Source organism: Winogradskyella sp. HaHa_3_26, from assembly GCF_019278425.1.
Classification (GTDB): Bacteria; Bacteroidota; Bacteroidia; order Flavobacteriales; family Flavobacteriaceae; genus Winogradskyella; species Winogradskyella undariae.
In genome coordinates, this window is record NZ_CP058981.1 from 1,714,538 (window position 1) to 1,727,097 (window position 12,560).

Genomic DNA, 12,560 nt, shown 5'->3' on the forward strand with positions numbered 1-12,560 from the left:
CACGCCTTAAATAACTATTATTTAATAATCAAACATTATTAACTTAAATTTAATTATGAAAAAAAGTCTAATTATTTTACTCTTTGGAGTTTTAACTTCCTTTACTATGATGGCGCAAAGCACCATTATAAAAGGTAGTGTAAAAGATGCTACATCTTCTGAACCAATTCCAGATGTAACAATAACTATTGAAGAAACTCAAAAATCAACATTAACTGATGGCTTCGGAGAATTTACTTTCTCCAGCAATGTTCCATTAGGAGAGCAAGTTCTAAGAGTTTCTAAAACAGGATATAAGACTAAACGCTATCCTATTATCGTAAACAAAGGACAGACAGTTGATATTACAGATATGACTTTAGATATCGATGTATCCGATGTACAAGATATGTTTACAATTACATTATCTGATGATGAATTAAATGATGATACTAGTGGGGCAGATAACATCTCTGGTTTATTATCTTCTTCATTAGACATTTTTCAGAGAACAGCAGCATTCGAATTTAGTTCTTCATTTTTTAAGGTAAGAGGATTAGATTCTGAAAACGGTTCTGTTTTAATGAACGGTATTGAAATGAACAAACTTTACAACGGAAGACCACAATGGAGTAATTGGGGTGGATTAAACGACATGATGCGTAACCAAGTGTTAACAACAGGTCTTACACCTTCTGAATACAACTTTGGTGGTGTATTAGGAACATCTAATATTATAACAAGAGCGTCTTCTTACAGAAAAGGTGGTAGAGTTACTTTTTCTAATTCAAATAGAAGTTATACAAATCGTGCTATGGCAAGTTACGCTTCTGGATTACTAGATGACGGATGGTCTTTTGCTCTTATGCTTGGTAGACGATGGGGAGATGAAGGTTTTGTAGATGGAACCGTATATGATTCTAACTCATTTTTCGCTTCTGTAGAAAAGAAAATAAACGATAAACACAGTATTAACTTTACTTCTGTTTACACACCGAATAGAAGAGGAAAATCTTCAGCTAACACTCAGGAGGTTTATGACTTAAAAGGAATTAAATACAATGAATACTGGGGTAGTTTAGATGGTGAGCAAAAAAACTCACGTATTAAAGAAGTTGAAGAACCTATCTTTATGTTAAATCATTACTGGGATATTTCTTCTAAAACAAAATTAAATACTAATGTAGGTTACCAATTTGGTAAATTAGGAAACAGTAGATTAGATTACTCTGGAGGAGGAAACCCTAGTGCTGCATACTACCAATTATTACCTAGCTATCATGAGCAAAGAGATGATCTTGCAGGTGCTTATTTAGCAGAACAAGAATTTATAGCAGATGGTCAATTAGATTGGAACCGTATTATAGATGCCAATCTTACTAATAACATCAATGATATTAGCTCTGCTTATGCATTATACGAAGATAGAGCAGATGACACTCAATTAACAGTTAACTCTATATTTACTTCTGAAATTAATGACCATATTATTTTGAATGGTGCAGTAAACTACAAAAACCTTAAATCTGAAAACTTCGGTGAGGTTATCGACTTATTAGGTTCTAGTGTAGGTCTATTAAACGTTGACTCTTTTGATGGTTTTGAATACGATAACCGAAACGCAGGTCGTTTAGTAGGTGAAGGTGATAAATACAGATACAACTATAACTTATTTGCTGAAGTAATTTCAGGTTATGCTCAAGCACAGTTTAAGTATAATAAATTTGATTTCTACGTTTCAGGTAATATCGCTAACACAACATACCAAAGAGAAGGTTTATGGGAAAATAGTAGATTTGATGGACTTGACGGAAGACCATCGTCTTATGGTAAAGGAGAAGAACTTTCTTTTACTGGTGCAGGTGGAAAAGCAGGATTTACGTATAAAATTTCCGGAAAACATTTAATTGATGTTAACGGTGGTTATTTAACAAGAGCTCCTAACTTAAGAAACACATACTCTAATTCTAGAGAAAATCATAATGTTGTAAAAGACATTAGTGAAGAAATAGTAACGTCATTCGATGCAAGTTATATTTTTAGATCTCCAATTGTAAATGCAAAGGTTACAGCATTCTATTCTAAAATAGAAGATGCTAACGAAGTAGGATTCTACTATGCTGATGGTTTAAGTGGAGGAAACGATATAGAGGACAATGATACATCTGCCTTTGTTCAAGAAGTTTTACAAGGTATAGATAAAAAACATTTAGGAGTAGAATTAGGTCTTGAAGCACAAGTAACACCAACAATTAAATTAAAAGGTGCTGCTTCAATAGGTCAATATACTTATGATAACAATCCTAACTTGTATTTAACTTCTGCCAGTTTTGGTTCTGGTGATGGCTCAATTGATTATGGTCAAGCAAATTTAAAAGATTACAAATTAGCTGGGGGTCCTCAAAGAGCTGCATCTATTGGTTTTGAATATAGAGATCCTAACTTCTGGTGGTTTGGTGCAACAGCCAACTTCTTTTCTAACGCTTACATTGACGTTAATGCATTAACAAGAACAGAGAATTTCTACTTAGATTCTGACGGATTACCAATAAACGATTATGACGAAGATTTAGCTACCGAATTATTAAAACAAGAAAAAATCAGCGATTATATGGTGGTAAACCTTGTTGGTGGTAAATCTTGGAAAGTAGGTGATTACTACATTAGTCTTTTTGCTAGTGTTGGTAATATCTTAGACGAAGTATATAAAACAGGTGGTTTTGAACAAGGTAGAAATGCTAATTACGCAGAGTTAAGAGACGATAATGCTGATGGTAACCCTAGATTTGGGTCAAAATATTGGTATGGACGTGGTGCAAATTACTTTGTTAACCTTAACGTAAGATTCTAAAAAAGAAAAATTAATAAATAATATCACAATTATGAAATGTGTAAATTTCATAGATTCAATAATTATAAACAAAAAAGTTATGAATAAAGCGATTAAATTTTCAAAATTAATGTTAGTCTTAATAGCTTCAATAGCTATTACATCTTGTGTTCAAGATGATGATTACACGATACCAACTAGCTTAGGAGACGACGAAAATTATGATCTTCAAGATTTAATTGATAATTATAATGAAGTACCGTTTAGTTACGCTAAAGCATTATATAATTCAGATCCAAATAATGATGACGAAAATGACGATGCAATTCCTTTTCAAGTTACAGATAGTATCTATATAAAAGGTTACATTTCTTCTAGCGATAAAGCTGGTAATTTCTACAAAGAATTATATATTCAAAATAGTGCAGAAAACCCAACAAGTGCTATGAAGGTTATTTTAGACCAAGTAGATAATTATAACCAATTTAATAAGGGTAGAGAAGTATACATTAAACTTTTAGACCTTCATATTGGTGAAGAGCGAACAGGTAGTGGTATTTACACTATTGGTACAGATCCAGAATTTGACCAATATGGTGGTACCGTAACATCATTAAACTTTAATCAAATCGCAACTAACATATTAAGATCTAACGTATCTGAAGAGATTGTTCCATTAAACCTTACCTTTTCTGAAGTAACAGATGACCATGTTGGAATGTTTGTTGAAGTAAATAATGTAGAGTTTGCAGATAACTTAGCTGGGTTACGTTATTTTGATCCTGTAGAAGTTTATGACACATCTAGAACATTACAAACTTGTAGTGGTTTTGGATATGAAACATTTTTATTAGAAACAAGTTCTTTTGCTGATTATAAAACAGACCTTTTACCAGAAGGAAATGGAACTATAAAAGCAGTAGTTAGTAAAACTTATGATGCTACTAGTTACATTTTAGCATTAAACACAGTTGATGATGTAAATATGGAAAATGATAGATGTTCTGCTTTAGACCCATCTGATTTTACTAATATTTTTTCTGAAGATTTTGAAACTGCTACTAATAACACCGATTTAGATTTTACTGGATGGACAAACTTTGCTGAAGCAGGTTCTTGGAGATGGAGAGAAAAAACTTACCAAGATAATAGCTATACAGAATTTAGCACTTTTGGATCTGGTAATGACAGTAACATTGCTTGGTTAGTTACACCTGGATTTGATATGGACGCTCAAGCTAATGAGTTCTTAAACTTCAAAGCTGCTCAACACCATGTAGATTCTGATGCAAACACTTTAGAAGTTTTTGTTTCTAGTGACTTTGATGGAACTGATGTATTAGGAGCAACTTGGATTCCTCTTTCTGCAAACTTACCTTCTCAAAATAATTCTTGGTATGAATTTGTTGATTCTGGTTTAATTGATCTTTCATCTTATACAGGTACAATACATATTGCCTTCAAAGTTGTTGGTTCTGGAAACAATGAAGCATTAGATGGAGCTTACCAAATAGATGATATTTCTATCATGGCTAATTAAGAATATAAACATATCTTTAAAACCTGCTGATTACGTAATCAGCAGGTTTTATTTTTTTAAAGACTTTACTCAAATGGCTGCATTATCTGACACTTACTATATTTCCATTTTTAACCACTATAAAAAAGCATTGGGTAAAAAAAGTATATCTATAGCTTTATTTTATATTAATGCCTTAGAGGTTAGTATAATCCTTGTTTTGGGAGCGTTTTTAAAAGCATTTGCCACACAAATGAAGATGACTGTAATGTCTTCAACAAAGTTTTGGGTATTATTTGTTTTAATAGCGCTATTCGTAATCTCTAAAAATTGGATGCGCTACAATGGAAAGAAAAGAACCATTCTTAATGCAAAAGCTAAGCCTAACACTATGCCTATATATTTATTATGGATCATACCTGCTGGTTGTATTATGCTAGCCCTTATATTACTTAAAGTTTAATAAGGTCTTATTTAAAATAGTTAAATAAAAAAACGCAACCCTTTTCGGATTGCGTTTTTTCTATATGTGTTTTTTGTAAAACTAACTACTTAGCTTTTTCTTCAGTTTTCTCTTCTGTTTTTTTATCCTTGCTGCAACATTCTTTTTTACAATCTTTAGAACAGGCTTTCTTATCAGCTTCTGTTTTATTTGCACAACATTCTTTTTTACAGTCAGCACTACAAGCTTTTTTTTCACCACCAAAAGCATCAACTTTATGCATGTCTTTAACTTTATAGATGTCTGCAACTTTACCAACTGTTTCTTCTAAAGACTTAGGTGTTACTTTAGCTTCATCATACTCAACCATAGCTAGACGTTTATCAAAATCAACTTTAGCAGATTTTACACCATCCATTTTAGCCATTTTCTTTTCAATAGCTTTAGCACAACCCATTGCACAAGTCATTCCTTCAATTCCAAATTCTACTTTAGCATAAGTTGCATTTGGATCTAAAGTTTTAGTAGCTTCTTTTTTTGTTGCTGCTACCTCTACTGTTTTCACTTCTGGCTGTGTTTCATTTTTACAAGATGTAAAAACAAAAGCCATAATCGCTACTAAACCTGTTATTCTTAATGTCTTCATTGAATTAACTAATTAAATTTTGGCTAAAACTAATAAATATTGCCCTTTCATAGGTGATAATTAACGAATTTTATGACTCATTTATATTAATTTCACATAAAAAACCTTTATTTAAAATCGTTATAACCAATAAAGTGATCTAACTATTTTATTAAAGTGATGAAGACTAACAAAAACAAATTAAAATTTCATCTGAAAGGAGTTCGCGGACATTGAAAAAATCTCAAGTTAAAAATTTAAAACGGATGATTATCTGTTTTAATAGAACAAAGCAAACTCTATAATTGACATATATTTACCAATAAAAACTAACAAATGAACACTTACAAAAAAGATATTTTAAACAAAATTTGTTACACAGAACTTGTTTACGGTAGAATAAATAAAAAGTTGAATTTAGAACTTTCTAAAGATAAAATTGAAACATTGATTTCTGAAATTCTATTAGAAACTAACGAATCTGAATTTATTAAAAAAGGCAAAAATATTTATATAACAAATACCGAAAGAAAGATTAGACTAACAATTAATTCCTTTTACACATAGAATAATTACAGCGGATAAACTGAATAATTAATTTATTTATAAGTGATCATTTAAAATATTCTTTATAAATATCTACCGGTTCGTAGATTTACATGAGTTAATTTAGCATGGCATATAATTAAGAACTCAAAGGATTAGATATAAAAAAAAGCCGAAGTTTTCACTTCGGCTTTTTTAAACATGTATGTTATTCTAATTATTTAAAATCAGCAGCTGTTACACCTGAATTTAATTTAGCTTCTAAAAGCTTATAAACGATCAGTTGTCCCATTTGAGAACCTTCTCTAGTTGTTGGGAACTTAACTCCTTCGAAGTCTTTATAATCTTTTAAAACTACTTCTTGACTCTGAGTTTGACCTTGCATAGAAGTCGTTTGTACTTCTTTTACTTTAAGTCCTGTTTCAACATCATAAAAATAAGCTAAAGAAACTACCTCTCCAGAAACCTGAACTTTGTAAGCATCTTTACCTTCTACTTCTTCAATGCTAGTGATTTTTGAATTATCAGAATTTAATAAATTTAATTCTGTAAATAAACCACCTAAAGCCTTCATATCAGCAACCATATTTTCTGGAAGTGGATTTTTGTTCATAGTCACAACTTCTTGTGTAGTTAAAACTGTCATCATAGGATTTCCATTCATGAAAATGGTCTGTACTAGTTTACCATCCATACGTTTTTCTTCACTAATAATAGTAGACCCCATTGCACTAGCTTCATATTTTAATAAAATAGAACTTAAAGCTTCAACTTTGTCTTTACCACCAATAGCATCAATGTATTTATTCATTACAGATTTGGCATTTACACCTTCTGGTAACTTAACATCAAATACAGGTTTTTCAGTAGCATTTGCATACTCATCAAAATACATAATTGGAATTCCTGTTTTCTCTAAATTATCTAATACATCTGCACCATTACCTACTACTACAATTCTTAAATTATCTGTCTTGAAGTATTTGTTAGCGACACGCTGAATATCTTCAACTGTTACATCATTTATTTTTTGCAAATAAGTTGTGTAAAAATCTTCAGGTAAATCATTTAATTTAATGTTTAAAGCATAACTAGCAATTGTTTGCGGACGCTCTAAAGCCATTACAAAATTACCAACGTATTTTGCCTTAGCATCTTTTAATAACTGTGGATCTACAGGTTCAGTTTTAATTCTATTGATTTCTTTTATAGCTTCAACTACAGCACTATCAGTAACTGCATTTCTAACTTTAGCAGTTGCATTAAAACGAGATGCACCATACCTATCTGTTCCTAAACGAGAATAAGCTCCGTAAGTGTAACCATGCTCTTCTCTAAGGTTTTTAAATAAATAACCTTCTCCACCACCACCTAAGATGTTGTTAGTAATTAAAGCTGCATGATAATCTGGATCATTCATCTTTAAATTTACATTATTAGTAAGAGAAATATTAGATTGTGTTGCGTCTGGTACATTTACAAAATTAATTTGTGTGTACTGTACATTAGGACTAGGTTTTGGAACCGTAGTACTTACATCTACAGACTTAGTCCAATCTTTAAAGTATTTTTTAATTTTCTTCTTAACATCTTTAAACTCTACATCACCAATAACAACTAAATATGCATTATTAGGATTGAAGTTTTTTTCATAAAATGCAACGGCATCACCAAAAGAAACATTATTTATAGTTTCTTCTGTCACAAACTCTCCGTAAGGATGTTTTGTTCCGTAAGCCAAAGCAGAACCAACTCTACCCGCAATAGCATCTGCACTTTTTGCATCAGATTTAAGACCTTCTATTAATTTTGTTTTTTCTTTATCAAACTCTTCTTCAGTTAATAGAGGATTAATCACTGCATCAGCCATTAATTCTAATATTCTGTCTGAGTACTTCGTTAGTGAACTTCCAAAACCTCCACTAATTCCTATATTTAAACTTGCACCTAAGAAATCTATTTCTTCATTAAATGCGTCTTTAGAAATTGTTGTTGTTCCGTTACCTAACATACTTCCAATTAAACTTTCTACTCCAGCTTTTTTACCTGTTGCAATTGGACTGTTATCTATACGTAAAGAATAAGATACTCTTGGTAAAACGTGGTTTTCTACCACAAGTACTTTTAATCCATTCTTTAAGGTAAACTCTTCTGGCTTGTCTATTGAAATTTCTGGTTCAGGACCAGCCACAGGTGGTTGAGATCTATCTATTTGTGCATTGGCACTAATAGTCATTATAAATAATGCGAAAAACGCTACTATTTTAGTGTTCATGTTAAATGCTGTTTTCATATTATTGTTCGTCTTTTGTTGGTAGATACTGAATTTCTACTCGTTGGTTTGGACTTAAATACTTTTTAGCTGCTGCTTGAATATCTTCTCTTGTTATAGATCTATAAGTCTCTAATTGATTATTAATGATATTTACATCACCATACAATAAATAGTATGTTGCTAAAGAACTTGCAATACCAGCAACACTAGAGTTAGAACTTACAAAGTTATTCTCGTATTGATTTAAAAGCTTTTCGTAATCACGTTCACTAATTAATTCATCTTGAATTTTTACAATTTCCTCATCCATTTCTGCTAATAAAGTATCTAAACTAACATCACCTAATGGTAAAGCAAATAATGCAAAAATATTATAATCAACTTGACCGATATTAACGGCTTGTACACCTAAAGCTTGTTTTTGTTCATCCATTAACTTTTTTTGAAGTACTGAACTTTTTCCTGCACTTAAATAAGTAGATATCATATCTAACACATAAGCATCTCTGGTTGATTGACCAGGCAAACGGTAAGCAGCAATAATTGCAGGTATTTGAATATTTTTATCGTAAGCTATAGCTTTTTTAGTTTCAGTAATAGGTGCTTCTTTTGGAAAGTTACGCACTACTTCAGGTCCTTTTTTAACAGCACTAAAATAATCTTGCACCATTTTTTTAGTTTTAGGATAATCAATATCACCCGCTACTACTAATACAGCATTGTTTGGTACATAATATTTATCAAAAAACGCATTAAATTCTTCTAAGGTTGCAGCATCTAAATGCTCCATTTTACCAATGTTTTGATCCTTGTAAGGATGTGCACTGAAAAGATTCTCACCAATTGCTTTTAATAAACCACCATAAGGCCTGTTATCCATACTTTGACGTTTTTCTTCCTTTACAACCTCATTTTGTGTATCAACACCTATTTGGTCAATAACCGGGTGTAACATACGTTCTGACTCTAACCACAATCCTAATTCTAATTTATTAGAAGGAAAAATCTCGTAGTAATAAGTTCTATCTTGAGAAGTGTTAGCATTAAAAGTACCTCCGTTTGCAGGGATAATTTTCATAAATTCTCCACGACCAATATTTTCTGATCCTTCAAATAATAAATGCTCAAAAAAGTGTGCAAATCCGGTACGAGCACGGTCACCATCTTTTCCTCCAACATCATACATTACAGATGTTATAACAACAGGCGCTGTATTATCTTTGTGCATAATAACATGTAATCCATTGTCTAGATCAAATTCCTCAAATTCAACTTTTTGTGCTATAGCCTGATGGCTAAATAACAACAAAGAAGCCAAAGCCAGTAAATAGTTTTTCATTGTAGTTTTGTTTAAAATGTTTACGTATTGGTCTATACTTATTGTAATTTGTTACATAAGTCTCACAAAAATAAACAATGATTTTACTTTAGAGCATAATAACATCTAAAAACACGAAGACTTAAACCAATCAATACCAATAATATCGCTCATATTTATCTATTTAACACTAAAGCATTTTGAAAATACTCAAAACGTTTGTAAATTAAGAAATTAGGAGTATATTTGCATCCGCTTTCTGAGAAGAAAGCATTATTTTTAATAAACAAATTAATAAAAACGTTACGCTATGTACGCAATTGTAGAGATAGCAGGGCAGCAATTTAAAGTTGCAAAAGACCAAAGAGTTTTTGTTAACCGTTTAGCTATAGAAGAAGGTCAGGAAGTTTCTTTCGACAATGTTCTTTTAATAGGTGATGGTGACAATATTACTTTAGGCGCCCCAGCTATAGATGGAGCACAAGTTAGTGCAAAAATCTTAAAGCACCTTAAAGGTGACAAAGTAATAGTTTTCAAGAAGAAAAGACGTAAAGGTTACCGTGTAAAAAACGGACACAGACAATCTTTAACTGAAATCGTAATTGAAAGTATTACTGCTTCTGGAGCAAAAAAAGCTGCTCCAAAGAAGGAAACTAAAAAAGCAGAAGCACCAAAAGCTAAAAAAGCAACTGGTAAAGCTGATGACTTAAAGAAAATCGAAGGTGCTGGACCAAAAGCTGCTGAAGCATTGGTTAACGCTGGTTTAGATACTTTTGCTAAAGTTGCAGAAGCTAAACCTGAGGAATTGAGTAACATCCTTTCTGAAGCTAGCTCTAGATTATCTCACATCGTTACTGATACTTGGCCAAAACAAGCTAAATTAGCTGCAGATGGTAAGTGGGACGAGTTAAAAGAATTACAAGACAGATTAGACGGTGGAATTGAAAAGTAATTTTCAACTACATTAATATTAACAAAATAAAACCTTAGATCATGGCTCATAAAAAAGGAGTTGGTAGTTCGAAGAATGGTAGAGAATCAGAATCAAAACGTTTAGGCGTAAAGATATTTGGTGGACAAGCTGCTATTGCTGGAAATATCATTTTAAGACAACGTGGTAATACTCATCACCCAGCTGAGAACGTATACCAAGGAAAAGATCATACTTTACATGCTAAAGTTGATGGTTTAGTAAAATTTACTAAGAAAAAAGATAACAGATCTTACGTTTCTATAGAGCCTTTTGAGGCTTAAGAACATCTTTTCTTAAAACATTAAAAAGCGTCTAATTCTATATTAGACGCTTTTTTTATTATATAACATTATCTTCACAAAACAAGACCATTCAATTAATATACATCGCTTTATTTTACAAGTTATCTAAATAGATGTTGCTTTGCTTAAATTGAAATTTATTGTTTTTATCTTCTGTGCTTTGGGAATAACATCTCACGCACAAAACACAAACAGAGAACTGAAAGATCTCGACGTAAAGCTTTATGAATTAAAACAGAGCTTACATAAAGCAAAATTCTCACAAGATTCTACACAAATAGCACAGTTGCACCTTAAGTTAGGTGATTTCTTTTACCAACTAAGTCTATTTAGTGAGGCTATAAAATATTATCAAGATTTTCGTAATATTTATAAAACAAAAGACACTAGTTATGTCTATGTAGAAAATGCTTTAGCGCGAATAAATCTAGATTTAAAGAAATTTGATGACGCTAAAAACCACGCCTCAAAAAGTCTTCAAATTTCAAAAACACTTAATTACAATAAAGGTATTGCAAATGTTCATGCTTTGTTAGGAAGCATTGCCGAAAAACAAGGGGAATATAAAAAAGCATTAGAATACCAAAACATTAGCTTGTTAACGTTTCAGGTTTTAAAAGACAGTACTGGTTTAGCTATAACTAATGAAAACATTGGGAGTATTTACGAAGATTTAGAACAATTTGATACCGCATATAATTATTTCAAAAAAGCATATGGGTATGCTAAAAACAGTAATTCTGATATCAAAATAAACATTATTAATAATAAAGGAGATGCTAATAGCAAAAATGGTTATTTTGAAAAAGGGCTTAAATACACTAATGAAGCTTTAAAATTAGCAAAAGAAACAAACAACAGCTCACAAATAGAGAGTGCTTATAAAGACTTTGCCAGAACTTACTCTGACATGGGTAATTATGAATTAGCCTATAAATACCTCAACAACCAAAGTATAGTAAACGAACAAGAATTAAAGAGAAAGAATATAGAAGTCGTTAGTACTATGGAAGTACTTTATGCTGTAAAGGAAAAAGAAGCCGAATTACTATTACTAAACAAACAAAAGCAGATTACAGAAGTGAGACAGTATATCATTGTAATAAGTGCTGCTTTTATAATCTTAGGATTAATAGGTGGGCTGATTTATTGGAAAAAAAGAAGGAAACACGAGAAACACATTTTAGAATACAAACAACAATTACTTCAGGTTGACCTAGATAAAAAAATAGCTCAAGAAACATCTTTAAAGCACGAAATAGAAATTAAAGTATCTGCACTAACTAATTACAGTTTAAATATTGCTCATAAAAACAAGATGCTTTCTGATGTGTCTAAGACACTTTCAAAATTAAAAGACAGAAACATCACCTTAATAAAAACGAAGTTAATAGCTATATCAAAAGAAATAGAAGCCGATTTAGCTAACCAAAATGAATGGACAGAACTTATGGGTTACTTCAGTCAAATACAACCTAATTTCTTTGAAAATTTAACCAAAGTAGCATTAGCACAACTTTCTGCTTCAGAAACGAGATTAAGCATGCTTTTAACTCTTAATCTATCCTCTAAAGAAATTGCAAATATTCTTCATATTACACCAGACAGTGTAAGAATTGCGAGATATAGACTTAGAAAAAAATTACCAATAGATTCTAAAGACGATCTTTTGGTATTTCTACTCCATTTATAAACTACATATCCTTAATCTTTTTTCAATGTTATCTTAATGTAAATGTTGCTCTTATATA

10 protein-coding genes are annotated in these 12,560 nt (G+C 31.2%); 7 read left to right on the forward strand and 3 right to left on the reverse strand.

From position 1 onward, the window contains the following. Positions 1 to 55 precede the first annotated feature (55 nt). The 3 genes from H0I32_RS07390 (at position 56) to H0I32_RS07400 (ending at position 4,791) form a co-directional block, all read left to right on the forward strand. Complete coding sequence (locus tag H0I32_RS07390) at positions 56 to 2,830, forward strand: TonB-dependent receptor (protein ID WP_179312321.1); 2,775 nt, start codon at positions 56 to 58, stop codon at positions 2,828 to 2,830. A gap of 79 nt (positions 2,831 to 2,909) precedes the next feature. Then, positions 2,910 to 4,349: a DUF5689 domain-containing protein gene (locus tag H0I32_RS07395; protein ID WP_179312319.1), complete on the forward strand. Its 1,440-nt coding sequence runs from the start codon at positions 2,910 to 2,912 to the stop codon at positions 4,347 to 4,349. Between the two features lie 73 nt (positions 4,350 to 4,422). Beyond that, positions 4,423 to 4,791: a hypothetical protein gene (locus tag H0I32_RS07400; protein ID WP_179312317.1), complete on the forward strand. Its 369-nt coding sequence runs from the start codon at positions 4,423 to 4,425 to the stop codon at positions 4,789 to 4,791. Positions 4,792 to 4,876: 85 nt separating this feature from the next. Here H0I32_RS07400 and H0I32_RS07405 read toward each other — a convergent pair whose 3' ends face one another. Beyond that, complete coding sequence (locus H0I32_RS07405) at positions 4,877 to 5,416, reverse strand: cation transporter (RefSeq protein WP_179312315.1); 540 nt, start codon at positions 5,414 to 5,416, stop codon at positions 4,877 to 4,879. A 315-nt stretch (positions 5,417 to 5,731) separates the two neighbouring features. Between H0I32_RS07405 and H0I32_RS07410 the strand changes: the two genes are divergently transcribed. Further along, positions 5,732 to 5,962, forward strand: coding sequence for a DUF3781 domain-containing protein (locus H0I32_RS07410; protein WP_217363244.1), 231 nt, complete (start codon positions 5,732 to 5,734; stop codon positions 5,960 to 5,962). 196 nt (positions 5,963 to 6,158) lie between these two features. On the opposite strand, the gene H0I32_RS07415 is transcribed toward H0I32_RS07410, so the two are convergent. Together H0I32_RS07415 and H0I32_RS07420 are read right to left on the reverse strand one after the other, a co-directional pair. Continuing rightward, positions 6,159 to 8,216 carry a M16 family metallopeptidase gene (locus H0I32_RS07415; protein ID WP_179312313.1) on the reverse strand — a complete coding sequence of 686 codons (2,058 nt, stop codon included), beginning with the start codon at positions 8,214 to 8,216 and terminating at the stop codon, positions 6,159 to 6,161. A gap of 19 nt (positions 8,217 to 8,235) precedes the next feature. Continuing rightward, a complete protein-coding gene (locus tag H0I32_RS07420) occupies positions 8,236 to 9,555 on the reverse strand; it encodes a M16 family metallopeptidase (protein ID WP_173587453.1) in 1,320 nt (439 codons plus the stop codon). 289 nt (positions 9,556 to 9,844) lie between these two features. Here H0I32_RS07420 and rplU point away from each other — a divergent pair, with 289 nt between their 5' ends. The 3 genes from rplU (at position 9,845) to H0I32_RS07435 (ending at position 12,502) form a co-directional block, all read left to right on the forward strand. Further along, the gene (gene rplU, locus H0I32_RS07425; protein WP_179312311.1) at positions 9,845 to 10,486 is read left to right on the forward strand and encodes a 50S ribosomal protein L21; all 642 of its coding nucleotides are present in this window, start codon (positions 9,845 to 9,847) and stop codon (positions 10,484 to 10,486) included. Positions 10,487 to 10,527: 41 nt separating this feature from the next. Further along, positions 10,528 to 10,788, forward strand: a complete 261-nt coding sequence (rpmA, locus tag H0I32_RS07430) for a 50S ribosomal protein L27 (RefSeq protein WP_173587455.1) — start codon at positions 10,528 to 10,530, stop codon at positions 10,786 to 10,788. A gap of 181 nt (positions 10,789 to 10,969) precedes the next feature. Then, positions 10,970 to 12,502, forward strand: a complete 1,533-nt coding sequence (locus H0I32_RS07435; RefSeq protein ID WP_179312309.1) for a tetratricopeptide repeat protein — start codon at positions 10,970 to 10,972, stop codon at positions 12,500 to 12,502. Positions 12,503 to 12,560 lie beyond the last annotated feature (58 nt).